This is a genomic window from Rubrivivax gelatinosus IL144, from assembly GCF_000284255.1.
Classification (GTDB): Bacteria; Pseudomonadota; Gammaproteobacteria; order Burkholderiales; family Burkholderiaceae_C; genus Rubrivivax; species Rubrivivax gelatinosus_A.
Map to the genome: position 1 here is coordinate 3,328,362 of NC_017075.1, position 25,671 is coordinate 3,354,032.

Annotated in this window: 22 protein-coding genes; 9 read left to right on the forward strand and 13 right to left on the reverse strand. The window is 71.3% G+C overall.

The window, feature by feature from the left end; translation table 11 throughout:
* Positions 1 to 2 precede the first annotated feature (2 nt).
* The 4 genes from RGE_RS15190 to cysQ all read right to left on the reverse strand — a co-directional run bounded on the left by RGE_RS15190 (position 3) and on the right by cysQ (position 4,055).
* A complete protein-coding gene (locus tag RGE_RS15190; RefSeq protein WP_014429322.1) occupies positions 3 to 908 on the reverse strand; it encodes a sulfotransferase family protein in 906 nt (301 codons plus the stop codon).
* Complete coding sequence (locus tag RGE_RS15195; RefSeq protein ID WP_014429323.1) at positions 909 to 1,727, reverse strand: sulfatase-like hydrolase/transferase; 819 nt, start codon at positions 1,725 to 1,727, stop codon at positions 909 to 911.
* A 20-nt stretch (positions 1,728 to 1,747) separates the two neighbouring features.
* The gene (locus RGE_RS15200) at positions 1,748 to 3,157 is read right to left on the reverse strand and encodes a DUF11 domain-containing protein (RefSeq protein ID WP_148280203.1); all 1,410 of its coding nucleotides are present in this window, start codon (positions 3,155 to 3,157) and stop codon (positions 1,748 to 1,750) included.
* 121 nt (positions 3,158 to 3,278) lie between these two features.
* The gene (gene cysQ, locus RGE_RS15205) at positions 3,279 to 4,055 is read right to left on the reverse strand and encodes a 3'(2'),5'-bisphosphate nucleotidase CysQ (RefSeq protein WP_043784164.1); all 777 of its coding nucleotides are present in this window, start codon (positions 4,053 to 4,055) and stop codon (positions 3,279 to 3,281) included.
* Between the two features lie 177 nt (positions 4,056 to 4,232).
* On the opposite strand from cysQ, the gene cysD reads away from it, so the two are divergent.
* The 5 genes from cysD (at position 4,233) to RGE_RS15230 (ending at position 10,661) form a co-directional block, all read left to right on the forward strand.
* Complete coding sequence (gene cysD / locus RGE_RS15210; protein ID WP_014429326.1) at positions 4,233 to 5,144, forward strand: sulfate adenylyltransferase subunit CysD; 912 nt, start codon at positions 4,233 to 4,235, stop codon at positions 5,142 to 5,144.
* Between the two features lies 1 nt (position 5,145).
* Positions 5,146 to 7,050, forward strand: a complete 1,905-nt coding sequence (gene cysN / locus RGE_RS15215) for a sulfate adenylyltransferase subunit CysN (protein ID WP_014429327.1) — start codon at positions 5,146 to 5,148, stop codon at positions 7,048 to 7,050.
* Between the two features lie 202 nt (positions 7,051 to 7,252).
* Positions 7,253 to 7,816, forward strand: coding sequence for an alkyl hydroperoxide reductase subunit C (gene ahpC / locus RGE_RS15220; RefSeq protein ID WP_014429328.1), 564 nt, complete (start codon positions 7,253 to 7,255; stop codon positions 7,814 to 7,816).
* A gap of 172 nt (positions 7,817 to 7,988) precedes the next feature.
* Complete coding sequence (gene ahpF, locus RGE_RS15225) at positions 7,989 to 9,557, forward strand: alkyl hydroperoxide reductase subunit F (RefSeq protein WP_014429329.1); 1,569 nt, start codon at positions 7,989 to 7,991, stop codon at positions 9,555 to 9,557.
* A 72-nt stretch (positions 9,558 to 9,629) separates the two neighbouring features.
* A complete protein-coding gene (locus RGE_RS15230; protein ID WP_014429330.1) occupies positions 9,630 to 10,661 on the forward strand; it encodes a YihY/virulence factor BrkB family protein in 1,032 nt (343 codons plus the stop codon).
* On the opposite strand, the gene RGE_RS15235 is transcribed toward RGE_RS15230, so the two are convergent.
* Genes RGE_RS15235 through RGE_RS15245 form a run of 3 tightly spaced genes read right to left on the reverse strand, consistent with a single transcriptional unit; the run spans position 10,635 to position 15,182 of the window.
* A complete protein-coding gene (locus RGE_RS15235) occupies positions 10,635 to 11,207 on the reverse strand; it encodes a peroxiredoxin (protein WP_014429331.1) in 573 nt (190 codons plus the stop codon). The genes RGE_RS15230 and RGE_RS15235 overlap by 27 nt on opposite strands.
* A gap of 50 nt (positions 11,208 to 11,257) precedes the next feature.
* Positions 11,258 to 12,361 (reverse strand): DUF1615 domain-containing protein, encoded by a 1,104-nt coding sequence (locus tag RGE_RS15240; protein ID WP_014429332.1) that lies wholly within the window; start codon positions 12,359 to 12,361, stop codon positions 11,258 to 11,260.
* 31 nt (positions 12,362 to 12,392) lie between these two features.
* A complete protein-coding gene (locus tag RGE_RS15245) occupies positions 12,393 to 15,182 on the reverse strand; it encodes a penicillin acylase family protein (protein WP_014429333.1) in 2,790 nt (929 codons plus the stop codon).
* A 174-nt stretch (positions 15,183 to 15,356) separates the two neighbouring features.
* Between RGE_RS15245 and RGE_RS15250 the strand changes: the two genes are divergently transcribed.
* Positions 15,357 to 15,737 carry a hypothetical protein gene (locus RGE_RS15250; protein ID WP_014429334.1) on the forward strand — a complete coding sequence of 127 codons (381 nt, stop codon included), beginning with the start codon at positions 15,357 to 15,359 and terminating at the stop codon, positions 15,735 to 15,737.
* A gap of 14 nt (positions 15,738 to 15,751) precedes the next feature.
* Here the strand turns inward: RGE_RS15250 and RGE_RS15255 are convergent, their stop codons facing one another.
* From RGE_RS15255 to RGE_RS15270, 4 genes are read right to left on the reverse strand one after another with little or no spacing between them, the layout of a single operon-like run.
* A complete protein-coding gene (locus RGE_RS15255) occupies positions 15,752 to 16,195 on the reverse strand; it encodes a universal stress protein (RefSeq protein ID WP_014429335.1) in 444 nt (147 codons plus the stop codon).
* A 26-nt stretch (positions 16,196 to 16,221) separates the two neighbouring features.
* Positions 16,222 to 17,772: a DHA2 family efflux MFS transporter permease subunit gene (locus RGE_RS15260; RefSeq protein WP_014429336.1), complete on the reverse strand. Its 1,551-nt coding sequence runs from the start codon at positions 17,770 to 17,772 to the stop codon at positions 16,222 to 16,224.
* Positions 17,773 to 17,776: 4 nt separating this feature from the next.
* A complete protein-coding gene (locus tag RGE_RS15265) occupies positions 17,777 to 18,898 on the reverse strand; it encodes an HlyD family efflux transporter periplasmic adaptor subunit (protein ID WP_014429337.1) in 1,122 nt (373 codons plus the stop codon).
* A 25-nt stretch (positions 18,899 to 18,923) separates the two neighbouring features.
* Positions 18,924 to 20,381, reverse strand: coding sequence for an efflux transporter outer membrane subunit (locus RGE_RS15270; protein WP_014429338.1), 1,458 nt, complete (start codon positions 20,379 to 20,381; stop codon positions 18,924 to 18,926).
* 99 nt (positions 20,382 to 20,480) lie between these two features.
* Here RGE_RS15270 and RGE_RS15275 point away from each other — a divergent pair, with 99 nt between their 5' ends.
* Positions 20,481 to 21,083: a TetR/AcrR family transcriptional regulator gene (locus RGE_RS15275; protein WP_014429339.1), complete on the forward strand. Its 603-nt coding sequence runs from the start codon at positions 20,481 to 20,483 to the stop codon at positions 21,081 to 21,083.
* 10 nt (positions 21,084 to 21,093) lie between these two features.
* Here RGE_RS15275 and RGE_RS15280 read toward each other — a convergent pair whose 3' ends face one another.
* Together RGE_RS15280 and RGE_RS15285 are read right to left on the reverse strand one after the other, a co-directional pair.
* On the reverse strand, positions 21,094 to 22,437 hold the full coding sequence (locus RGE_RS15280; protein ID WP_014429340.1) for an ABC transporter ATP-binding protein: 1,344 nt from the start codon (positions 22,435 to 22,437) through the stop codon (positions 21,094 to 21,096).
* 4 nt (positions 22,438 to 22,441) lie between these two features.
* Positions 22,442 to 24,178: an ABC transporter permease gene (locus tag RGE_RS15285; RefSeq protein ID WP_014429341.1), complete on the reverse strand. Its 1,737-nt coding sequence runs from the start codon at positions 24,176 to 24,178 to the stop codon at positions 22,442 to 22,444.
* 146 nt (positions 24,179 to 24,324) lie between these two features.
* Here RGE_RS15285 and RGE_RS15290 point away from each other — a divergent pair, with 146 nt between their 5' ends.
* On the forward strand, positions 24,325 to 24,774 hold the full coding sequence (locus RGE_RS15290) for a hypothetical protein (protein ID WP_043784167.1): 450 nt from the start codon (positions 24,325 to 24,327) through the stop codon (positions 24,772 to 24,774).
* Positions 24,774 to 25,670 (forward strand): DUF2145 domain-containing protein, encoded by an 897-nt coding sequence (locus RGE_RS15295; protein ID WP_014429343.1) that lies wholly within the window; start codon positions 24,774 to 24,776, stop codon positions 25,668 to 25,670. The genes RGE_RS15290 and RGE_RS15295 overlap by 1 nt, the downstream gene beginning before the upstream one ends.
* Position 25,671: the final 1 nt, after the last annotated feature.

The window sequence follows — 25,671 nt, forward strand, 5'->3', positions numbered from 1 at the left end:
CCTCAATAACCAAATTCGCGCGCGAGTTCGACGACCTCGGGCTTCAGGCTCTGGCCGTCCTCGCGCCAGGGCACCGGCTTGTCCAGCGACGGCACCTTCACCTTGTGCGGGCGGAAGGTCGGGCCGGAGAGGAAGTTCGGGTCGTTGCCGAACAGCGCGTCCAGCGGCCCGAAGCAGGCGAACGGCGAGCGTTCGGGATGCATCATCTCGTCGAGCGCGTCGGCGTCGTCGCGGATGCCCAGCCAGCGGCAGATCATGCCGAGGAACTTCGGAGGGTCGTTCATCACGTCCTCGCCGCGGATGCGCATCTGGCGCTCGGCCGGGATCGTGTCGAGGAAGTTCAGGATGTTGATGTTCAGGTCGTACCAGGCGAACTGCGGCTCGACGATCGCGCGGTCTTCGAGGAAGTCGATCGAGTTGACGAACAGCGCGAAGGTGCCGTCGTACAGGCTCATCACCGACTTGCACTGGCCCACCGGGTGGCGCGTCAGGTGCAGGTAGCGCGCGTCGGGGAAGGTCTCGCGGATGCGCAGCAGGCGCTGGATGTCCACCGTGTAGGCAGGGCTCTTCTCGACGGCGATCAGCGGGTCGATCTTGTCGACCAGCTCACGGTAGATCTGGCCGGTGGACAGGTTCTGGCGCGCGGCGCACCAGTGGTTGGCCATGCGCACGCTGTCCATCGTCTGCTCACCGCCGTAGATCTCGGCGACGGCGCGCAGCAGGCCGTGGCGCGTCTTGGCCTCGCTGCCCATCTCGTCGGTGGAGCGCACCCACAGGTCGACGAGGCGCTCGACGTTGAACAGGCACAGCTCCGGCAGGCCGAAGCACTGCGGATGCTGGCCGAGCATCGCGTTCATCAGCGAGGTGTAGGACCTCGGCGGCGCCAGCAGGAACAGCGGTGCGGCCATTCAGCCCAGCCGCCCCTCGACGAAGGGAACCTCGAAGCACTTCTCGTGCATGATCGGCCCGTGGCCGAAGAAGCCGTCCTCGCCGAACAGTTCGCCGTGGTCGGCGGTGACGATGAAGTGGGTGTTCGGCGGCGCCATGTCCATGATGCGGCCGATCTGCGCGTCGCAGTACTCGATGCATTTGATCTGCTGCAGCCGCAGCATCTCCATCTGGCCGGGCTCGAAACCACGCTTGCCCTGCGTCGCCTCGGCCACCGCGTCCATGCCCTTCAGCGCGCCGTGCAGCCCCGAGATGTGCGGCAGGTCGGCGCCCGACAGCATGTACGGGTAGTGCGTCTCGCCGACGTTGAAGAAGTAGTAGTGCGGCTCGTCGTCCGGGAACTCCATCTCCGCGACCATGCCCTTGAAGTCGTTGTGGTTGGGCATGAGCTTGTAGTCGTCGAAGTCGCGGCTGATCAGCGTGCTCTTGTTGAGCACCGGCATCGAGACCTTGGCGACGGTGCGGTAGCCGAGCTTGCGCAGCACCTTGGGCAGCGACAGGTCGGGCAGGAACTCCTTGAACGCGATGTCGGCGCAGCCGGTGCGCTCGCGCCACTGCGCGAACTCGTCCTTGTAGACCTCGGAGGCGAAGACGTCCTTCGGGCTGGTGTGCGGCAGCATGCCCATCGCGAAGGTGTGGTGCGACGGCGCCGTCCACGACGCGTACGAGTAGCGCTTCTGCGCCGCGCCCAGGCGGTCGACGTTGGGCGTTTTCGCGCTGACGAAGCTGTCGTAGCGGCAGCTGTCGAGGACGATGAAGACGATGTGGTTCAGGCTCATTCGGATTCCTTCCGGCGCGCTCAGGGCAGCGCGATCTGCAGCAGGCCGCTGAGGTTGGTGACGCTGCCCGAGACGAGCGGCGCGCCACCGACGATGACCAGCGGATAGTTCTGCAGCACCCAGACCGGCGAGCCGACGTACTGGGTGGTGAGTTCGGCGTAGAACATCGAGCCGGGCTGCTGGTTGCTGAGGTCGGCGCGCAGCACGCCCTGGTCGTTGAGCGCCGCGTCGACGACGTTGTAGGTGCCGGCATCGCCGTCCAGCGTGATCGTGGCCCACTGCACGCCGCTGGAGAGCAGGTCCGGCCCGACGAAGCTGCCCGGGAAGATGCTCGCCTGGCCGTCCTGCAGGCCGGCCATCCACTGCACGCGGCCGTCGCCCAGCGTGCTGTTGCCGACCGACAGCAGCACCTTGGACTCGCCGACGTAGGCGATGCGGAAGCTCAGGCCCACGCCGCCACTGGTCGTCGGCGTGGCGGTGAACACGCCGTCGGCGACCGTCAGCGCGTAGCTCTTCATGTAGCCGCTGCCGCAGGCGGTGGCGTAGAGCACCTCGTTGTCGTTCTCGCAGACCTGCAGCACGTTGCCCGAGACACGCGCCGTCGCCGGGTGCGTCGTCGCGCCGCTGCCGTCTGCGGCGACGCGGCGGAACATCAGGTCGTAGTTGCCGGCCGCGCCGGTGGTCGTGGTGAGGAAGCTGTTGGCCGCGATGTACGGCGTGGCCGTGCCGCCGAGCACGTGCACGCCGACGATGACGCCGTCGCCGCTGCGCAGCCGCTCCGGGCCGCTGCCGACGATGAAGCCGCCGTTGCCGTCGTCGGCGAAGCTGCGCGTGTCGGAGACGCCGTTGCCGCTGATCGTGTAGCTGCCGGCGTCGAAGTCGACCGTCATCTGGTAGGCCTTGCCGTCGGCGGCGTAGACCTCGTACGAGGCGTTGCGCGCGTCGTAGGCGGCGGTGGTCGCGCTGACCGTGTTGTCGCTGGTGTCCTCGTCCTGCGCGGTGGTGGCGACCGCGGTGGCGACGACGTTGCCGCGCGCGTCCGACGGCAGCGTCACCGTGTACTTGAAGATCAGCTGGCGCTGCGCCGGCAGCTTGTCGATCGTCGTGCTGGCGCCCAGCGTCGTCGGGCAGACGGCGCTGCCGGCGCTGGTGCAGCTGACCGTCGGCGTGCCGACGTCGACACCGGCCACCGACCAGGCCAGCGTCACCGGCGCCGAGTCGACCAGCGCGGTGTTCGCGACGATGACCGTGAAGGTGACCGGCGCGCCCGAGGCGGTGCTGGCCTGCACCGTCTGGGTGAGCGAAATGTCGGCCGTCTCGCGGCTCTCGCCGGTGCTGCGACCGCCGCCGCAGGCGGCCAGTGCAAACGTCGCGGCAAGGATCAGCCCCTTCGCGGCAATGGCCGCGAACTTCCCAACGCTTCTACGCATTCGTTCGACTCTTATGACTTTCGTGAACCCATTGTTAGCGAGCACCGACCGCAGGGAAACGGTCGGAATGCCCGCCAACCTCATGCAAGTGCGGGTCCATCCCCGCGACCGCGGGGGGTTTTCAGCGCTTCGCCGAAGCCACGAAATGCGGGTTGTCGAAACCGGGTTTGCCGTAATGCAAAGGCGCGCCGGCGACGGTGTCGACGCCGCCGCCGGCGGCGGCGAGGACGGCATGGCCGGCGGCAATGTCCCATTCCATCGTGCGCCCCAGGCGCGGATAGAGATCGGCCTCGCCGGCGGCGACCAGGCACAGCTTCAGCGACGAGCCGGCGTTGGCCAGCGCCGCCACCTTGCGCCCGGCGAGAAAGGCGTCGAGCGCCGCGGCGTCGCCGTGCGAACGGCTGGCGACGACGGTGAGCCCGGCCTCGGGCACCTCGCGGCAGCGGATCGGGCGCACCGCGCCCGCTTCCTCGACGCGCGCACCCTGCCCGCGTGCACCGGCGAAGAGCCGGTCCAGCGCCGGCGCGAAGACCACGCCCAGAACCGGTTCGCCGCGATGCACCAGGGCGATGTTCACGGTGAACTCGCCGTTGCGGCTGATGAACTCCTTGGTGCCGTCCAGCGGGTCGACGAGCCAGAACCACTCCCCCACTTCGGGGACGCTGCCGGCGGCGACGGCCTCCTCGGCGACCACCGGCACCTCGGGCGCGAGCGCGCGCAGCGCCGGCACGATCAGTTTCTCGGCACGTTCGTCGGCCTCGGTCACGGGCGACGCGTCCTGCTTGCCGCGCACCGCGAAATCGGTGGCGTAGATCTCCATGATGAGCGCGCCGGCCTGACGGGCGATGGCGGCAACGTCGTTCAACAGGCCGGGGGCGGCCACTCGATCTTCGGTCATCGGAATCCTCCTGCGGTCGACTTTAGCGGCGCAAAACGCGCGCCCGACTGACGCTGCCGACGCGCCGACCCCCTCATCCCCTGGGGCGGGCAGCCCCCGGGGCCTTGGGGGATACTCACGGCCCCGCGGCATGCAGCTTGCTGCGGCGCAGCACGCGAGACCATCCACACCACGCCTATGCACCCATCGATCAGCCTCACCCATCTGCAGCGCCTGGAGGCCGAGAGCATCCACATCCTGCGAGAAGTCGTCGCCGAAGCCGACAAGCCGGTGATGCTCTATTCGATTGGCAAGGACAGCGCGGTGATGCTGCATCTGGCGCGCAAGGCCTTCTATCCGGCCCCGCCGCCGTTTCCGCTGCTGCACGTGGACACGACCTGGAAGTTCCGCGACATGTACGCGATGCGCGAACGCATGGCGCGCGAACTCGGCATGGAACTGCTGGTCTACCAGAACCCCGAAGCCAAGGAACGCGGCATCAACCCGTTCGACCACGGCTCCCAGATCCACACCGACATGTGGAAGACCCAGGGCCTGAAGCAGGCGCTGGACCATTACGGCTTCGACGCCGCGTTCGGCGGCGCCCGCCGCGACGAGGAGAAGAGCCGCGCCAAGGAACGCATCTTCTCGTTCCGCACCGCGCAGCACCGCTGGGACCCGAAGAACCAGCGCCCCGAGCTCTGGCACCTCTACAACGGCCGCAAGCACAAGGGCGAGTCGATCCGCGTCTTCCCGATCTCGAACTGGACCGAGCTCGACATCTGGCAGTACATCTACCTCGAGAACATTCCCATCGTGCCGCTGTACTACGCGGCCGAGCGGCCGGTGGTCGAGCGCGACGGCACGCTGATCATGGTCGACGACGAGCGCATGCGCCTGAAGCCCGGCGAGCAGCCGATGATGAAGAAGGTGCGCTTTCGCACGCTGGGCTGCTACCCGCTGTCCGGCGCCGTGGAGTCCGAAGCCGAGACGCTGGTCGACATCATCCAGGAGATGCTGCTGACCCGCACCAGCGAACGCCAGGGCCGCATGATCGACCACGACACCGCGGCGTCGATGGAAAAGAAGAAGCAGGAAGGGTACTTCTGAGATGGCGCACGTTTCCGACCTCATCGCCACCGACATCGAGCGTTATCTCGAACAGCACGAGAAGAAGAGCCTGCTGCGCTTCATCACCTGCGGCTCGGTCGACGACGGCAAGAGCACCGTCATCGGGCGCCTGCTGTACGAGTCGAAGATGCTGTTCGAGGACCAGCTCGCCGCCATCGAGGCCGACTCCAAGAAGTGGGGCACGCAAGGCGGCGACATCGACTTCGCGCTGCTCGTCGACGGCCTGGCCGCCGAGCGCGAGCAAGGCATCACGATCGACGTCGCCTACCGCTTCTTCAGCACCGACCGGCGCAAGTTCATCGTCGCCGACACGCCGGGGCACGAGCAGTACACGCGCAACATGATCACCGGCGCGTCGACCGCCGACGTCGCGGTGATCCTCGTCGACGCGCGCAAGGGCGTGCTGACGCAGACCCGCCGCCACAGCTACCTGGTCTCGCTGATCGGCATCCGCAAGGTGGTGCTGGCGATCAACAAGATGGACCTGGTGGACTACTCGCAGCAGGTCTACAACCGCATCGACGAGGAGTACCGCGAGTTCGCCAAGCAGATCGGCCTGGCGGACATCACGACGATCCCGCTGTCGGCCCTGAAGGGCGACAACATGACCGAGGCCAGCACGCAAACGAGCTGGTACCACGGCCCGACGCTGATGGGCTTCCTCGAGACCTGCGAGATCGACGAGACGCGGCTGCAGGGCGATGCGCTGCGCCTGCCGGTGCAGTGGGTCAACCGCCCCAACCTCGACTTCCGCGGCTTCTGCGGCCTGATCGCCAGCGGCAGCGTGCGCCCCGGTGACCGCGTGCGCGTGCAGCCCTCGGGCCGCGAGAGCACGGTGGCGCGCATCGTCGCCTACGGCGGCGACCTGGCCGTCGCCGTCGCCGGCCAGTCGGTGACGCTGACGCTGGCCGACGAGGTCGACATCTCGCGCGGCGACGTGATCTCGGCGGCCGACGCGCCGGCCGAGGTCGCCGACCAGTTCGAGTGCACGATCGTCTGGATGGCCGACGAGCCGATGCTGCCCGGCCGCCCCTACCTGCTGAAGCTGGGCACGCGCACCGTCAGCGCCTCGGTGACCGAGCCCAAGTACAAGGTCAACGTCAACACGATGGAGCGTCTGGCCGCCAAGCAGCTGGAGCTCAACGAGATCGGCGTCTGCAACATCGCGCTCGACCGCGCCGTGCCTTTCGACGCCTACCAGGCCAACCGCGACACCGGCGGCTTCATCCTGATCGACCGGCTGACCAACAACACGGTCGGCGCCGGCATGCTGCACTTCGCGCTTCGCCGCGCGCACAACATCCACCTGCAGCACGTCGACATCGACAAGAGCGCCCGCGCGCTGCAGAAGGGCCAGAAGCCCGCGGTGCTGTGGTTCACCGGCCTGTCGGGCGCCGGCAAGTCGACGATCGCCAACCTCGTCGAGAAGCGGCTGCACGCGCTGGGCCGCCACTCGTACCTGCTCGACGGCGACAACGTGCGCCACGGCCTGAACAAGGACCTCGGCTTCACCGAAGCCGACCGGGTGGAGAACGTGCGCCGCGTCGGCGAGGTCGCCAAGCTGATGGTCGACGCCGGCCTGATCGTGCTGACGGCCTTCATCTCGCCGTTCCGCGCCGAGCGCCGGCTGGCACGTTCGCTGGTCGCCGACGGCGAGTTCATCGAGGTGCACGTCGACACGCCGCTGGACGTCGCAGAGAGCCGCGACGTCAAGGGCCTGTACAAGAAGGCGCGCCGCGGCGAGCTGCGCAACTTCACCGGCATCGATTCGCCCTACGAGCCGCCGGAGAATCCCGAGATCCGCATCGACACCACCGAGCTGACCGCGGAACGTGCGGCCGACCGCGTGATCGAAATGCTGCGCGCACGCGGCTTCATCGCCTGAGCGGTCGCTGCCCGTCCGCGAGCCGCGCGAGCCCTGTCCGGGGCCGCGCGGCTTTTTCATTTCAGGCCGGTTATAGCCGTGCTCAATGGTCCTGATTGAAACGATCGACTGCCAACATCAGCCCCGGCCGCTACAGTCTCTCCGTCGCGTTCTCCTTCACTCGCGTCTCTCCACCGACCCAACTTCAGAGGAGCCAAAACCCATGTCGCTGATCAACACCCAAGTCAAGCCGTTCAAGGCCAACGCCTACCAGACCGGCAAGTTCTTCGAAGTCACCGAAGAAACCTTCAAGGGCAAGTGGAGCGTCGTCGTGTTCTACCCGGCCGACTTCACCTTCGTCTGCCCGACCGAGCTCGAAGACCTGGCCGACACCTACGCCGAGTTCCAGAAGCTGGGCGTCGAGGTCTACGGCGTGTCGACCGACACCCACTTCGCGCACAAGGCCTGGGCCGAAACCTCGCCGGCCATCCAGAAGGTCAAGTACGCGCTGATCGGCGACCCGACCGGCACGCTGACCCGCAACTTCGACGTCATGATCGAAGAAGAAGGCCTGGCGCTGCGTGGCACCTTCGTCATCAACCCCGAAGGCCAGATCAAGCTCTGCGAGATCCACGACAACGGCATCGGCCGTGACGCCAGCGAGCTGCTGCGCAAGGTCAAGGCGGCCCAGTACGTCGCCTCGCACCCGGGCCAGGTCTGCCCGGCCAAGTGGCAGGAAGGCGCCGCGACGCTGACCCCGTCGCTGGACCTGGTCGGCAAGATCTAAGCCGCACGGCACCCCGGCCCGCCACGGCGGGCCTCGCGGACGCCCGGCTCGCCCGGGCGTTCTGCCGCCAGGGCCTGCACCGCAGGCCCCTGTCGCCAGCCCCCGAAGCGGGACGGGCGCTGACGACAGGGCGCGACACCCTCCCACCCCGCATCGTTTCCAGGAGCCACGCATGCTCGACGCCAACCTCAAGAACCAGCTCAAGGCCTATCTCGAGCGCCTGCAGCAGCCGATCGAACTGGTCGCCTCGCTCGACGACCGCCCGGCCTCGGCCGAGATGCGTGCGCTGCTCGAGGACATCGCGCCGCTGTCGGCGCTGATCAGCGTGCGCTACGACGGTTCGGACACGCGTCGGCCCTCGTTCTCGATCAGCCGCGCCGGTGCCGACATGGGTGTGCGTTTCGCGGCCATCCCGATGGGCCACGAGTTCACCTCGCTGGTGCTGGCGCTGCTGCAGGCCGGCGGCCACCCGCCCAAGCTCGACGCCGACACGATCGCGCAGATCCAGGGCCTCGAAGGCGACTTCGTCTTCGAGACCTACATGTCGCTGACCTGCCACAACTGCCCCGACGTCGTGCAGGCGCTGAACCTGATGGCGGTGCTGAACCCGCGCGTTCGCCACGTCGCGATCGACGGCGGCCTGTTCAAGGCCGAGGTCGACGCGCGCCAGATCATGGCCGTGCCGACCGTGTTCCTGAACGGCCAGCCCTTCGGCTCGGGCCGCATGGAGATCGGCGAGATCCTGGCCAAGGTCGACACCGGCGCGGCCGCGCGCGACGCCGCCAAGCTGGCGAAGAAGGAGCCGTACGAGGTGCTGATCGTCGGCGGCGGCCCGGCCGGCGCCGCGGCGGCGATCTACGCCGCGCGCAAGGGCATCCGCACCGGCATCGTCGCCGAGCGTTTCGGCGGCCAGACGCTGGACACGCTGGCCATCGAGAACTTCGTCTCGGTGATGGAGACCGAAGGGCCGAAGTTCGCCGCCGCGCTGGAGGCCCACGTGCGCGCCTACGCCGTCGACGTCAACGTCGGCCAGCAGGTCGCGGCCGTGATCCCGGCGCCGCAGCCGGGCGCCTACGCGACCGTCAAGCTGGTCAACGGCGCCGAGCTCAAGGGCCGCACGGTCATCCTGGCCACCGGCGCACGCTGGCGCAACGTCAACGTGCCCGGCGAGCAGGAGTACAAGACCAAGGGCGTGGCCTACTGCCCGCACTGCGACGGCCCGCTGTTCAAGGGCAAGAAGGTCGCCGTCATCGGCGGCGGCAACTCCGGCGTCGAGGCCGCGATCGACCTGGCCGGCGTCGTCGAGCACGTGACGCTGATCGAGTTCCTCGACCAGCTGAAGGCCGACGCGGTGCTGGTCAACAAGCTGAAGAGCCTGCCCAACGTCACGATCCACACCAACGCGCAGACGACCGAGATCACCGGCGACGGCCAGAAGGTCAACGGCCTGCGCTACAAGGATCGCGTCTCGGGCGCCGAGCAGCACGTCGAGCTGGCCGGCGTCTTCGTGCAGATCGGCCTGGTGCCCAACACCGAGTTCCTGAAGGGCACGCTGGAGCTGAGCCGCTTCGGCGAGATCGTCATCGACCCGAAGTGCGCGACCAGCGTGCCGGGCATCTTCGCCGCCGGCGACGTGACGACCGTGCCGTACAAGCAGATCATCATCGCCACCGGCGAAGGCGCGAAGGCGGCACTGTCGGCCTTCGACTACCTGATCCGCACGCCGGCCGTCCAGGCCTGAGCCCCGGCGCCCGTTCCCGCCCTGGGAACGGGCCTTGCCATCGGGGCCTGCCGGCCGAGGCCGGTGCCCCCGATGCAGCACGCTTCCCCCTCCCCCGCCCGCCCCGGCCCGCGCGACTGGCTGTCGCTGGCGCGGCGCGCTTTCGACGCCTGGCTGCAGGACTACGCCCCGAGCATGGGCGCGGCGCTGGCCTACTACACGGTGTTCTCGCTCGGCCCGGTGATGCTGCTGGTGATCTCGATCGCCGGTCTGGTCTTCGGGGAGGAAGCGGCGCAGCGTGCGCTGTTCGGCGAGCTGCAGCGGCTGATGGGCCACGACGCCGCCGAAGCCGTGCAGGCCGTGCTCGCCACCTTCCGCGACGGCAGCCGCGCCGGCACCGGCACCGCGATCGGGCTGGTGCTGCTGCTGGTCGGCGCCACCACCGTCTTCGCCGAGCTGCAGGACGCACTCGACCGCATCTGGCGCGCGCCGACACGCGGCCGGCCCTCGGGGCCCTGGGCGCTGGTGCGCGCGCGCTTCCTGTCCTTCGGGCTGATCCTGGGCATCGCCTTTCTGCTGATGGTCTCGCTGGTGCTGAGCGCCGCGGTCTCGGCGCTGGGCACCTGGTGGGGCACCTGGTTCGGCGCCTGGGAGCTGCTGGCGCAGGCGCTGAACCTGGTGCTGGGCTTCGCGATCACGACGCTGGTCTTCGCGCTGATCTACAAGCTGATGCCGCGCGTGAAGGTGCGCTGGCTCGACGTCTGGCTGGGCGCGGCGATCACCGCGGCGCTGTTCAGCCTCGGCCAGGTGCTGATCGGGCTGTACATCGGCAAGACCGGCGTCGCCTCGGGCTGGGGCGCGGCCGGTTCGCTGGTCATCGTCTTCGTCTGGGTCTACTGGGCGGCACAGGTCTTCCTGCTCGGCGCCGAGTTCACCTGGGTCTACGCCAAGACCTGGGGCTCGATGCGCGGGCTGGCGACGCCGCCGCCGGCCGAGGGCCCGGCGCCGGCGGCCGGCGAAGCCGCGACGGCGGCGCCGCGCACGGCGCTGGAGCCGCCCGGCGCCGCGCTGCCGCCCTTCGATGGCCGCGTCGGCGCCTCAGCGCTGGGCCGCCGCGGCGGCTGAGCCGGCGGGCGCCGCCAGGCGTTCGACGGCCTTCATCGTGTTCGTCACGTGCAGGTCCGGGTCCAGGCTCTCGTAGACGTAGGCCACGCGGCCGTCGCGGCCGATGACGTAGGACACGCGCTTGGCCATGCCCGGCATGAAGGCGATCTTGGCATCGTAGGCGCGGATCACGCGCGAGTCGGCGTCGGAGGCGACGGCGAACTTGTCGCGGCAGGCTTCGCTGGAGAAACGCTGCAGCGTCGGCAGGTCGTCGTTGGAGACGCCGATGACGGTGGCGCCGAGCTTCTCGAACTGCGGCGTCGCTTCGGCGAACTGGTGCGCCTCCACCGTGCAGCCCGAGGTGAAGGCCTTGGGGAAGAAGAACAGCACCACCGGCCCGCGTTTCAGCGCGTCGGCGAGCGCGAAGCGGAAAGGCTTGCCGGCCAGCGCGGCCTCGGTCGTGAAGTCCGGCGCCTTGGCGCCGACCTCGAGCGCGGCCAGCGCGGCCGGCGAGACGGCGGCCATCGTGGCGGCCGCGGCGAAGGAAACAAAAGTGGAACGCAGCATCGTGGACTCCTGAACCGGCCCAGTCTGCCAGCGCCGGGCGATTCCTGCTTTCACTCGGGCGAATCGGCACGTGCGACGCAGCGGCGCTGGCGTTCCTCGACGCGGCGCGCGAACCACTCGGTGGTCAGCTTGCGCTGGATCTTCGGCCCTTCGAGCGTGATGCGCGGCAAGGCGGCGCGCGGCAGCGTGCGGCCCTGGCGTTCGGCGAGCGTGAAGACCCGCTGCCACAGCCGCGAACCTTCGAAGCCCGGGCCTTCGCCGCGCGCCAGGTCGCGGCGGATGTCGTCGGCGTCCAGGCCCAGGCGCGACGCCAGCGAGCGGGCGGCGGTCTCGGTGGCGCCGGGCGGCGTGTCGCGGCCGGCATCGGGCGGCAGCAGGTCGCCGTCGGGCACCAGCGGGATGCCGGTCACCGCGGCCAGCGCGTTCTGGAACGCCGCGTTGCGGCTGGCCCAGCGGCCGGCGTTGAAGTCGGCGTAGCGGTAGATCAGCGCGTCGTACGGCGCCTCGTACTCCAGCAGGTGGGCGACGCCGAAGTACAGGCCGCCGCGGCGCGTGAACACCTCGTCGCGCACCGAGCCCTTCATCGGGTAGGGGTAGCCGCGCTCGGCCTGGCGCTCGGCGAAAGCCACCGACACCTGCATCGGCCCGCCGGTGCGCACCGGGTTGCGGCTGGCGAGGAAACGCCGGCCCAGCGGCAGCCGGTCGATCAGTTCCTCATAGAGATCGCTGAGCTCGTGTTCGGTCTTCACCGCGGCGATGCGCTCGTTCCACGAACGCCCGTCGGGTGACGGCAGAACCAGCGCCGCGGCCACCGCCAGGCGCGGCACACCGGCGCGTTCGGCCCGTTCGTCGAGTTCGCGGCGCGCGATCTCGCCCAGGCGCGGCACCGGCGGGTCGGCACGCAGGCCGGACTCCTGCTCGGCCACCGCGATCGCAGCGCAAAGCTGCTCGACGCTGGGCTCGAGGTTCAGCGCCGAGAAGGCGACCTGCAGGTCCTGCGCCCATCCGGCGCGGTCGGCCAGCGTCGGCGGCAGCAGCGACAGCACACGCGTGCGCACATCGGCCGGGCGTTCGGGCGCGCCGGACGGCTGCGGTGTCGACGTGCAGCCGGCGGCCAGCGCCGCCACGGCGAGAAGGCATCGGGAGCGGTTCATCGCCCCCGATGCTGCCGCAAAGCGCGTGTCTTCAGCGTGCCGGGCGGTACAGCGTGCGGCTGACGGCGGCGCGCTGGATCTCGGCCGCCGTGACGCGGAACGGGTAGGTTTCGTTGCTCAGCCAGCGGCCGAGGAAGTTGGCGTAGTCCTCGCTGCCCAGCACGCCGCTCTGCCCGCCGGGCAGGATCGAACGCGCCGGGATGCCGCCCGGGCCGGGCGCGCCGACGTAACGCCGGTTGGGCCCCGACGAGAACATGAACGCGCCGTCGTCGGCCGCGCGCGCCGCGTGGTTGGCGACGTCGACCGTGCCCAGCCCGCCGTCGACCGACAGCCCCGGCAGCCCGGCGACCGAAGGCTCGAAGCCCGGCGTCGCGCCCGGGATGCTCTCGTCGGCGAAGACGCCGGCCAGCACGATGCGGTGCAGCTTGCCCCAGCGCCAGTCGGCCTGGTTCGTCGAACGGGCGAACGCACGTTCGAACGCCGGGCCGGCGAGCAGCTCCAGCGCGTCCTGCAGCGCCTTCAAGAGCACGTAGTCGCGGCGCTGCGCGGCGTCGGCCAGGCCGGTCCAGGCGAAGAAATCGACGCCGGAGACGCCGATGCCGTCACGCTCGACGAGGTGGCGCAGCGACTTCATCGCCTCCTGGCTGCCCGGCTGCGGCAGGCCGTGCTGGGCCAGCGTTCGGTCCAGACCGAGCGCGATCGCCTGGCCGCGCCAGACGGCGTGGATCGTCGCGGCGACGCTGGCGTCGATCTCGCGCTGCGTCGGCGCGCGGCGCTGGCCGTTGACGTCGGACGCGTCGTAGCCGGTCTCGATGCCGGTCGGCGTGTCGAAGCCCCAGCGCCGCAGGCGTTCGGCGGCTTCGGCGACACGCGCATCAGCGGCCAGCGCCTGCAGTGCCGCCGGGGCGCCGGCGGCGCGTGCGCCGTCGTAGGCGCGCAGCAGCAGCGGCACGAAGACCTGGGCGTCGACGAGCACCGTGTCGGCCTGGATGCTGGCCATCTCGCGCCGCGCGACAGGACCGGCGGCGATGGCCGCCCGCAGCCGCTGCGTGATGCGCCCGGCGCGTGTGCCGAAGTCGAAGCCCGGCGCCAGGTAATAGAGGCCGCCGCCGACGCGACGCTGGTTCAGCGGGTTGTTGTCCAGCGTGAGCCCGGCGGGGTCGTTGTTGGCGTTGACGAAGAAACCTTCGGGCGGGTCGATGAGCTGCGGCATCTCGGCGAACGGCAGCGTCTCGTAGCCGCTGGCGTCGGTCGGCCCCGGCGAGGCCTTCTTCAGCCATTCGTTGCCGCCCTGGCCGTTGCGCACCAGGTAGGGCGGCGCGCCGGCCACGGCGCCGGCCTGCAGGTCCTCGCGCAGCGGCACCTCGCCGCTGGTGAACCAGGCCATTCGGCCGTCGACGTCGCCGACGACGAAGTTCTGCGAACCGACGTCGAAGTACTGCAGCGCGGCGCGCACGTCCTCCAGGCTGGCGGCGCGGTTGAGCAGCCGGTAGGCGTCGAGTTCGCGCGTCGGGCCGGCGCCGATCCACTGGATCGTGATCGCGCTGCCGGCGGCCGTGTCCAGCTGCACCACCGGGCCGTGGCGCGGCACCAGCAGCACCGCCGGCGGCACCTCGGCGCTCGGCGGCACGGTGTCCAGCGCGTCGCTGCGCGAGGGGTCGAGCGCGTTGACCTTGAACGTGATCGGGATCGGCACGATGGCCTCGTTGGCGCCCTGGTAGACCGAGGCCAGGCCGCTGGCGGTCTTGGCGGGCACGATCCGTTCGGCGTAGGCGTCGGTGACGTCGTAGGCGGTCGTCGTCGAGCCCCAGGCGATGCGCCGGTTCTGGCCGAGCACGATCCAGGGCACGCCGGGGAAGCTGCTGCCGATCGCGTCCAGCCCGTCGGCGCTGACGAGGTGCTGGTCGTAGAGGTTGGACGGCAGGCCCAGCGACAGGTGCGGGTCGTTGGCGACCAGCGGCCGGCCATCGGCCGTCAGCCGCGCGCTGACCGCCCATTCGTTGCTGCCGATCTGGTGCTGGCGGCGCGCCAGCACCCGTTCGAGCAGCGGCACGCGTTTCGTCTGCTCGAGCTGGCGCGACAGCAGCGGCGCCAGCGACGCCGGCACCGCGGCCGGGCGTGCCGCCGCCGCGGCCACGCCCACCCAGGGCAGGGGCGCGCCGGCGTCGGGCAGCGTCGACGCCGGATCGAAAGGCGCCGAGCGGTAGACGTCGCCGAAGAACAGCGCCTGCGCCAGCCGGTCGTCGCCCAGCGCCTGGCGGTAGGCCAGCCAGGCGCTGGTGAGGTCGGTGTCGAAGTCGAACGAGAGCTGGAAGGACACCAGCTTGCCGATCGCCAGGCTGTCCACCGGCGTCCAGGGGCTGAACTTCGTCAGCCGCAGCCGCGCGTAGTCGGCCGGCAGGGCGTGCGCGGAGACCCAGGCGTTGACGCCGGCGGCATAGGCCTCGAGCCCGGCGCGCAGCTCGGGCGAGGCGGCCGCCAGCGACTGCTCGGCGGCGCGGCGCAGGCCGATCGTACGCAGCTGCACGTCCTGCGGAAGCGCCGAGGCGCCGACCAGTTCGGCCAGCGTGCCGCTGGCGGTGCGGCGCAGCGTGTCGGCCTGGAACAGCCGGTCCTCGGCGTGCAGCCAGCCCTGCATGAAGAGCGCGTCGCGTTCGCTCAGCGCGCGCACGTGGGCGACGCCGTCGACGTCGCGCACGACGCTCACCGGGCCGCGCAGCCCGGCGACGGCGACGCTGCGCTCGTCGGCGGAGGCCGGCGGGGCGATGCACGCGAGACAGGCGGACAGGGGCAGGACGGCACAACGCAGCCATGAGCGCATGGGGTCTCCTCGTGTCGGGGCCGCGGCAGCGTAGGCCGGCCCCGGTGACGCGTCCATGAAGGCTCTCCCGGCCCCTACCCCCCGCGAATCCGGGGGCCCGCGCGCTTACATCTTGCGGCTCAACAGACGCACCGCCGCGCCGTAGAGCGGGCATCGCCGTCGAGGAGATCGCCGATGCAACGCCCGCAGCCCGCCCCCGCTTCCGGCCCCGCAGCCACGCGCTGCGACCACGTCGTCGCCTCGCACGCCGGCCGCCTGGTGACCGCCTCGGGCTGGTATCGCTTCGTCGGCGAGTACGCCGCGGCGGCGCACTTCCACCACCTGGCGCAGGCCGCGGTGCCGGGCCTGCCACCGCCGGGCGCGGTGCGCGCCCACGCCTTCTGCCTGGGCTGCGGCGCGCGGCTGGACGCCGCAGCCGTCGAGACCTCGACTCAGGACGCGCTGCTGCAGGCCATCGACGCGGCCGTCGGCAACGGCCACGAGGAGCCGCGCGGCTCGGCGCTGGACCCGGCGCGTTACCTCGCCTGGGTGGCGCCGCAGATCGCCGCGCGCTGAGGCGCCTGCACGCGTCAGCGGTGCACCAGCACCGGGATGCGCGTGTGCGTCAGCACCTTCTGCGTCTCGCTGCCCAGCAGCAGCGCGCTGACGCCGCGCCGGCCGTGCGAGGCCATGAAGATCAGGTCGCAGCCCAGGCGCTCGGCGCTGCGGATGATGCCCTCCCAGGGCTTGTCGGTGACCAGCACGACGCTGTCGGTCACCACGCCGGCCTCCTGCGCCAGCGCGTCGGCCTCGGCCAGGATGTCGTGCGCCGCGGCGTCCAGCCGTTCGTGCGCCTCGTGCAGCGCATGGGCGTTGATGACGACGCCGGCGCCGTCCATCGGCACCGGCGGGTGGCGCTCGGCGTGGAAGAAGGTGACGCGCGCGCTGTGGCGGCGGGCGAAGGCGATGGCCTGGACGACGGCACGCTGCGACAGCGGCGAGCCGTCGGTGGGCACGAGCAGGTGTCGGAACATCTCGGTTTCTCTCGTGAACGAAGGGGTCAGTGGCCGCCGGCGCCGGGTTCGACCGCGTGGGCGGGTTTGGGCGCCAGCCAGATGATCGCGGCGGCGAACAGGAAGATGACGGCGATGCCGGTCATCACCTGGTTCGTCGACAGCATCACGCTTTGCGAAGTCAGCATCAGGTCCACCGCCTGGTTCTGCGCGTCGGGCGGCATGCCGCCCTGGGTGAGCAGCGCGCGCACGCTGCCGTCGCGGTCGGCCAGGCCGACGAGCTCGGCGTGGTTGAGCGTCGTCCGGTCGCTCCAGACGGTCGTCACGATCGAGGTCGCGAAGGCGCCCGACAGCGTCCGCACGAAGTTCATCAGCCCGGCGGCCGAGTCCATCTCGTGCGGCTCGACGCTGCCCAGCGCCATGCCGGTCGACGGGATGAAGAAGAACGGCATGCCCAGCCCCATCACCGCCAGCGGGATGGCGATGTCCCAGAAGCCCATGTCGGTGGTGGCCACCGTGCGCCACAGCGTCGACAGGCCCAGCACCAGGATGCCGACGAAGACCAGCGGCCGCGGGTCGTGCTTGCTGGCCGCCTGGGCGACGAGCGGCGCGATGAACACCGCGGTGAGCCCGGTCCAGGCGGTCGCCAGCCCGGCGTCGGTGGCGGTGTAGCCCATGAAGCTCTGCAGCCACAGCGGCGTCAGCACGTTGACGCCGAAGAACGCGGCGAAGGCGAAGCAGATCGTCGCCACGCTGACCGTGAAGCCGCGGTGGCGGAACACGCGCAGGTCGACGATCGGGTGCGGGTCGTGCAGCTCCCAGATCAGGAAGGCGACGAACACGACCGCGGCGACGATGGTCAGCGCGACGATCTCGGTCGAGCCGAACCAGTCGAGGTTCTTGCCTTCGTCGAGCACCAGCTGCAGCGCGGCCACCCAGACGACGAGCATCGCCATGCCGACCAGGTCGATCGGGCTGCGCCGCGCCGCTTCCTGGTAGCGCTTGAGCAGGCCCCAGGTCCAGATGCCGAAGCCGATGGCGATCGGGGCGTTGATCAGGAAGGTCCAGGACCAGCTGTAGTCGTCGCACAGCCAGCCGCCGAGGATCGGGCCGACGACCGGCGCGACCAGCGTCGTCATCGACCACAGCCCGATCGCCGCGGCCACCTTCTCGCGCGGGAAGATGCGCATCAGCAGCGTCTGCGACAGCGGCATCAGCGGCCCGCCGCACAGCCCCTGGAAGACCCGCGCGACGACCAGCAGGCCCAGCGAGTTGGACAGCCCACAGATCACCGAGAAGATGCCGAACAGCAGCATCGACGCGACGAACACGCGCACCGAGCCGAAACGCGCGGCCAGCCAGCCGGTCAGCGGCACGGTGATCGCCTCGCCGACCGCATAGGAGGTGATGACCCAGGTGCCCTGGCTCGACGCCGCGCCCAGCGCGCCGGCGATGTTGGGCACCGCGACGTTGGCGATCGTCATGTTGAGCACGGCGATGAAGTTCGCCGAGGCCAGCATCAGCGCCGCCAGCCAGAGCTGGCCGCCGGCGAGCGGCTGCGGCGCGCCGGCCGCAGCAGGGTTAGCGGTCGCGCTCATCGCGTCAGTTCGAGCGGGTGTCGATCTCGGCCGTCATCGACAGGCCCACGCGCAGCGGGTTGGCCGCGAGCTCGCCGGCGTCGAGCTTCACGCGCACCGGCAGACGCTGCACGACCTTGATCCAGTTGCCGGTGGCGTTCTGCGCCGGGATCGCCGAGAAGGCCGAGCCCGAGCCGCCGGAGAAGCCTTCGACGACGCCGTGGTAGACGACGCTCTTGCCGTACAGGTCGGCGTGCAGCTCGACCGGCTGGCCGACGCGCACCTTCTCCAGCTGCCGCTCCTTGAAGTTGGCGTCGACGTAGATCTGGCCCACCGGCACCACCGACATCAGCGGCACGCCGGCGGCCACGCGCTGGCCGGCCTGAACCGTGCGCTTGGCGACGACGCCGTCGATCGGCGCGCGGATCACCGTGCGCTCGAAGTCCACGCGCGCCTGCTCGGCGCGGGCACGTGCGGCCAGCACCTCGGGGTTGGTGTCGGTCGTCGTGCGCACGATCAGCGTCGCGTTGGCCTCCTGGGCGGCGACGGCGGCGGCGGTGCCGGCGCGGGCCTGGGTCGCCGCGGCCTGGGCGGCGTCGAGCGCGGCACGTGCGGCGGCGTAGGCGTTCTGGGCGCGCGTCAGCTCGTCGCCCGAGACCGAGCCCGAGCCGACCAGCGCCTCGCGGCGCTTCAGGTCGATGCCGGCGCGCTCGAAGTCGGCCTGGGCCGCGGCCAGCTGCGCCGCGGCGCGCTTCTCGTCGGCGCTGTGGGCGGCGACCTGCTCGGCCAGCGAACGGTCGGTGGCCTGGTAGCCCTGCACGCGGCGGATCGTGCGGTCGAGCTCGGCTTCGGCGAAGGCCAGCGCCAGGCGGGCGTCGGTGGGGTCGATGACGACGAGCACGTCGCCCTTCTTCACCGTCTGCGTGTCGCTGACCTTGACCTCGGCGACGGTGCCGCCGACGGCCGGCGTGATCTGCGCCAGCTCGGCGGCGGTGTAGGCGTTGTCGGTGGAGACGAAATGCTGGCCGTGCAGCAGCCAGTAGGCGGTGCTCGCGCCGCCGATGGCGACGACGGCCAGCGCCAGCGCGGTCAGACGGTTGTTGCGGCGGCGGCGCGTGGCCGTGTCCAGGGTCGTGTCTTGGTTCATGGTCGGACTCTCGGGATTCGGGGGTTCAGCGGGCCTGGTCGCGCCAGCCGCCGCCCAGGGCGCGCTGCAGCGCGACGTCCAGCGCCAGCGAGCCGGCGCGCAGGTCGGCCTGGGCGTTGAGGCTGGCGAGCATCGTGTCCTCGGCGGACAGCACCTCGAGGTAGGTGGCGAGGCCGCCGTCGTAGCGTTCTCGGGCGACGCGGTGCGCCTCGTCGGCCGCGGCCAGCGCCTCGTCGGCCTTGGCCAGGCGCGGCGCCAGGGCCTTCAGGCTGACCGCGGCGTCGGCCACGTCCTGCAGCGCATGCGTCACCGTCGCGTCGTAGCTGGCCACCGCTTCGGCATAAGCCGATTGCGCACCGCGCAGCTGGCCGCGCAGCCGGCCGCCGGTGAACACCGGCAGCGAGATCGCCGGGCCGATCGAGCCCATCGTCGAGCCGCTGCGCGTCAGGTTGTCCAGGCCCAGCGACTGCAGCCCGACCATCGCGCTCAGATTGACGTTCGGATAGAAGGCCGCGGTCGCGACGTCGATGCGCTTGGCCTGGGCCTCGGCGCGCAGGCGGGCGGCGGCGACGTCCGGGCGCCGGCCCAGCAGCTCGGCGCCGAGTTCGGCCGGCAGGCCGAAGCCGCGGTCGAGCTTCAGCGCCGGCGGCGTGATCGACAGGCCGCGGTCGGGCCCGGCGCCCAGCAGCGCCGCCAAGCGGTTGCGCTGCAGCGCGATGCGTTCGTCGATCGCCAGCAGCGCGCCTTCGGCGGCGGCCCGGCCGGCGTCGGCCTGGCGCACGTTGCCGCGGGTTTCCAGGCCGTTGCGGAAGCGTTCGGCCACCAGCTCGGCGGTACGCGTGCGCACCTGCACCGAACGCGCGGCGCTGTCGCGGTTGGCGTAGAGCCGGCCCAACTCGGCGTACTGCGCGGCCACGGCGGATGACAGCAGCAGCCGCGCCTGGGCCAGTTCGGCACGCGCGGCCTCGGCCTCCGAGGTCGCGGCGGCCAGCGCGGCGCGGTTGGCGCCCCAGAAGTCCAGCTCCCAGCCGATGGTGAAGGTCGCCTGGCCGACGTCTTCCCAGCCGGTCGGCAGGATGGACGCCGGCGTGATGTGGTTCTTGCTGAAGCGGTCCTGCGTGGCGCTGGCGCCGACCGTCACCTGCGGCTTCAGCGCCGAGCCGGCGACCTGGCTGTACGAAGCCGCGCGCTCCAGCCGCGCGGCAGCCGCCGCGAGGTCGGGCGAGCCGGCCAGGGCCTCGTCGACGAGCGCGTCGAGCTGGGCGTCGCCATAAGCCTGCCACCAGCGCGACTCGGGCCAGGCGATGGCCGGTGCACGGAAGGACTCGGCCGCGGCATAAGCGCCCAGCGGCCGCGGATCGGGCGTCGTGACCGCGTCGGGCAGCTGGGCGCAGCCGGCCAGGGCCGCCGCGGCGGCCACGCCGAAGAGGGCCAGCCGGGGCCGCCAGCCGGGGCGCGGCGATGTGGGAGAGGTGGGGAACATCGCGGGTCTTAACTGAACTGGTCAGTACAGTTTAGCTTTGAGATCGCCCGATCCGCAAGCTAAACTGAACCAACTAGTTCACTTGACTTCCAAGTCCGGATGCGTACCAAGAGCGAAGCCCGCCGCCAGACCATCGTCGATGCCGCCTCGGCGGTGTTCCAGGAAACCGGCTTCGAGCGCGCCTCGATGGCCCAGATCGGCGAGCGCGCGAACTGCTCCAAGGCGACGCTCTACAGCTACTTCGTGTCCAAGGAGGAGCTGTTCGTCGAAGTCGTGCTGACCTCGACGCTGGCCGAGTTCGACGCCCTGCTCGGCACGCTGGACACCTCGTACCAGGACATCGCCCGTTCGCTCGACGGCCTGGGCCGCGGGCTGCTGGCGCTGCTGTACTCGCCGCAGGTGCGCGCCGGGCGGCGGCTGATCGTCGCCGACGCCGGCCGCGCCGAACTCGGCCGGCGGCTGTACGAACTCGGCCCGGCGCGCGGCGAGGCGGCGATCGCCGCCTACCTGGCCGGCGCGATGGAACGCGGCCTGCTGCGCCGCGCCGAACCGCGCGTCGCCGCCAGCCACCTGAAGGGTCTGCTCGAAGCGGAGTGGATCGACCGCTTCCTGTTCCACGTCGTCGACGAGGTCGACGAAGCCAGCCTCGCCGACACCGCGCGCCGCGCGGTCGAGGCCTTCTTGCGCGCCTACGCGCCCTGACGCGGCGCGATCAGCCGGCGATCTCGGCCGGCAGATCCTCGGCGCCGGGCACGAAGAGCTTGCGCGTCTTGGCGTTGAAGTCCATCAGCCCGGCGTAGCGGCCCCAGGCGACCATGGTCTCGAAGCTGCGCTCCGGGTTCTCGTAGGGCAGCGCGGTGGCGATCTCGTGGATCACCTGGTCGGCGTCCACCGCCTCGTGCTCGCGCAGCAGCGCCAGCAGCACGTGGAAGATGCGCAGCTTGAACACCTGCGCGGCGAAGATGCGCCGCCGTTCTTCGCCGCTGGCGGCGACGAAACGCCGGCCCAGTTCGGTGAAGCGCACCTGGTCCTTCGGCGTCTCGATCAGCTCCAGGATCTCGGCGGCCTTGACGATGGCGATGGTGTCGCCGAACTCGCGCCCGATCTCGTCGGAGATGTCGTAGATGTTGGACAGCTCCGGCGCGTCGTTGAGGATGCTCAGCAGGCCCAGGATCTGGCCCACCGCGACCAGCGGGATCGCCTCCATGCGCGGCCGCGCGCGCGAGATCGGCTGGCCGGCAGTCGCCGTCTCCGGCGGCAGGTCGGGCAGCGCGGTGCGCGTGATCGCGTCGTGGATCAGTTGCACCAGGCGCTGGAACTCCGGGTCGCGTGCGTCGCGCGGGTACGGCAGCTTGTTCTCCAGCACCAGGCCGATGCGCCCCGGGCGCGGGAAGACGACGACGATGCGCGTCGCCATCTCCACCGCCTCCTCGATGTTGTGCGTGACCATGAACACCGAGTCCGGGCCGCCGCCGGGCGTGCGCCACAGCGCCAGCAGCTCCTGGCGCAGGTTCTCGGCGGTCAGCACGTCCAGCGCGCTGAAGGCCTCGTCCAGGCACAGCAGCCGCGGCTGCGAGACCAGCGCCCGCGCGATGCCGACGCGCTGGCGCATGCCGCCGGACAGCTCGCGCGGATAGGCCGCGTGGTGGTTGCCCAGGCCGATCAGCTCGATCGCGCGGTCGATCGCGGCGTCGCGTTCGGCCAGCGCCATCGGCCGCGACATCAGGCCGACGGCGACGTTCTGCGCCACCGTCAGCCAGGGGTACAGCGCGAAGGTCTGGAACACGACCGAGGCGTCGCGGTTGACGCCCGCCAGCGGCCGGCCGCCGGCCAGCACCCGCCCGGTGCTGGGCTCGACCAGGCCGACCAGGCAGCGCAGGATCGTCGACTTGCCCGAGCCCGACTGGCCCAGCAGCGCGACGAACTCGCCGCGGCCGACGGCCAGGTCGATGTCGTCGAGCACCTTCAGCTCGTGGCCGCCGGCGGTCTTGTAGGACTTGCTGACCGCGCACAGCTGGGCCAGCGGCGTGGCGGTTTCGGGCAGGCGCAGATCCATCGTCTCACTCCAGCTTGAAGCGCCGTTCGGCGTAGGCGTACAGGGGCCGCCAGACCAGCTTGTTGGTGGCGACGACGAACAGGGACATCACAGCGATGCTGGCGACGATCAGCGGCGTGTCGCCGCGGCGCGTGACGTCGGCGATGAAGGCCCCCAGGCCCTGGGCGCGCAGCGTCGTGTCGCCCCAGCTCGCCAGCTCGGCGACGATGCTCGCGTTCCAGGCGCCGCCGGCGGCGGTGCAGGCGCCGGTCACCCAGGCCGGGAACACCGCCGGCAGGATCAGCGTGCGCCACAGCGCCCAGCCGCGCAGGCCGGACATGCGCGCGGCTTCCTTTAGGTCGTTGGGGATCGCCGAGGCCCCGGCGACGACGTTGAACAGGATGTACCACTGCGTGCCCATCGCCAGCAGCGCGATGCTGCCCCAGTCCAGCGACACCTGGTGGGCGACGAAGAAGCCGACCGCCCACGGGAAGGTCATGTTCACCGGGAACGAGGCGCCGATCTGCGCCAGCGGCTGGGCGAAACGTGCGACCGCCGGCTTGAGCCCGATCCAGACGCCGACCGGCGTCCACACCAGCGAGGCGAAGAGCACCATCGCCGTCACGCGCAGCGCCGTCAGCCCGCCCAGGCCGGCCAGCTGCAGCAGCGTCGCGCGGTCGAGCGCGCCGTGCAGCGCGGCCACCGCGGCCGCGATCCAGGACACCGCCTCGACCGCCAGCCACAGCAGCAGCACGACGCCGACGGCGCGTGCGGCCTGCCGCATCCAGGCCGGCGGCGGCGCGGCGGCGGCCACCGGCCGGTGCAGGCGCAGCAGGACGTCGGCCAGCGGCCGGCGCAGGTGCCGGTCCAGCCAGGTGAAGACGTAGGCGCCGCGCAGCAGCTCGTAGACCCAGGAGCTCGGCGCCGAGCCCGAGTCGGTCAGCTCGTTCTTGAAGCGCTCGGCCCAGGCCAGCAGCGGCCGCCAGACGAGCTGGTCGCTCACGAGGATCAGCACCAGCATCGCCGCGACCGCGTACAGCGCCGCGCGCGTGTCGCCGCGCTCCAGCGCCAGTGCCATGTACGAGCCCAGGCCCGGCAGCTTGATGTCGCGGTTCATCACGCTGATGGCCTCGCTCTGGGCGACGAAGAACCAGCCGCCGCCGAAGGACATCATGCCGTTCCAGATCAGGCTGTGCGCCGCCGACGGCAGCTCGACGATGCGCAGCCGCTGCCAGCGGTTCAGGCCCGAGACCGTGGCCGCCTCCTGCATCTCGCCGGGGATAGCCACCAGCGCGTGGTGGAAGCCGAAGGCCATGTTCCACACCTGGCTGGTGAAGATCGCGAAGATCGACGCGCACTCCACGCCCAGCAGGCTGCCCGGGAACAGCGCCATGAAGCCGGTCACCGTCGCCGACAGGAAACCGAGCACCGGCACCGACTGCAGCACGTCCAGCGCCGGCAGGATCAGCGCACGCGCGACGCGGTTCTTGGCCGCGAGGTAGCCGACGGCCACCGCGAACAGCAGCGAGAAGCCGAAGGCGATCCACATGCGCAGCAGCGTGCGCGCGGCATAAGCCGGGATCGCCGCCGGCGACGGGTCCAGCGCCGGCATCGTCGCGGCGTCGAAGTGCACCAGCATGCCGCGGCCGACGTGCAGCGCCGACCACAGCAGGCCGATGAGGGCGAGCAGCACCAGCGCGTCGACCCACCCGAAGCGGCGGCCCGGCGGCGTGACGGCCAGTTGTGCGGCGGTGGACTTCATCGGCGCCGGGAGAGGAAGGAGGACAGGACGAGAGCTCCCGGCACAACGCCTGGGCCGCGCCGCTCGCCGACCGCATCTTTCAGGTGTAACGAGAGGCGGCCCGGATAATGCGCGGACTGCGTTCACCGTCCCGACTGCCGCTCGTCATGCTTCGCCCCACCCTGCTCTGCGCCGCATTGCTCGCCGCCACCGTCCCGGCCCACGCCGAAAGCATCGCGATCTCGATCTCGGGCGCCGGCTCGGCCTCGTCGGCCAGCGTCTCCGAATCGATCGAGGCCTCCAGCCACGGCTCGAGCAAGGCGCGCGACGTGGTCGCCGGCGACTACCGCGTCGTCGAGATCGCCGAAGCGCCCGGCCGCCCCGGCACGCTGCGGCTGGCGCTGGAGCCGCTGGACGCGGCCGCCGGCCGCGCCTTCGTGCTCTACCTGCCGCCCGAAGCCGGCGCCGCCGCGGCCCTGGCCGCCGGCGACGTGGTGCGCGCGCGGGAACACGACTACGGCTACGAGTTCCAGCGCGCCGACACACGCCAGCCCTTCTTCCTGGCGCTGCACGACGACTGGCAGCAGCAGCTCGCGCCGCGCGCGGTCCTGCTCTGATGCGCAGCGCCGCCGCGGCGGCGCTGCTGGCCGGCGTCGCCTGCGGCGCCCAGGCCGGGCTGCCCGGCTTGTGCGACCGGCCGGCGACGCTCAGCGCCGCGCAGCAGCACCGGCTGCTGCAGCTGGCGGCGCTGATCCGGCGCGAACTCCAGGCCAGCGACGCCAGCGCGGCGCTGATCGCCCGCTCGGGCACCGACCTCGGCCGCTTCGGCATCCGCTACTCGCACGCCGCGCTGGCGCTGCACGACAACCCGCTGTCGCCCTGGGCCGTGCGCCAGCTCTATTACGCCTGCGACGAGGCGCGGCCGCGGCTCTTCGACCAGGGTCTGGCCGGGTTCGTCTCCGGCACCGACGACGCCGAACGCGGTTTCGTCTCGGTGCTGCTGCTGCCGCCCGAGGACGGCCGCGCCGTGCAGGCGGCGGCGCTGGACAAGCGGCGCGCGCTGCGCCTGCTGGGCGCCGCCTACAGCGCCAACGCCTACGCCTGGGCGACGACGTACCAGAACTGCAACCAGTGGGTCGCCGAGCTGCTGGCCGACGCCTGGCAGCCGTTGGCCGATGGCCCGGCGCCGCGCGCCGGGGCCCAGGCCTGGCTGCGTGCGCAGGGCTACGAGCCGACAGCGGTCGCGGTCGGTTCGCACGCGCTGGTCTTCGCCGCCCAGCTCGTGCCTTACGTGCACGCCGGCGACCACCCGCTGGCCGACCTACAGGCGCTGACGATGCGTGTCAGCCTGCCGGCCTCGATCGAGGCCTTCGTGCAGCGCCGCCTGCCGGGCGCGCAGCGGCTGGAGTTCTGCCACGCCGGCGGCCGGGCGGTCGTGCGCCGCGGCGGCCCGCCGCTGCCGGCCGACTGCAGCGCCGGGCCGGGCGACGAACTGGTGGCGCTGGACGACTGAG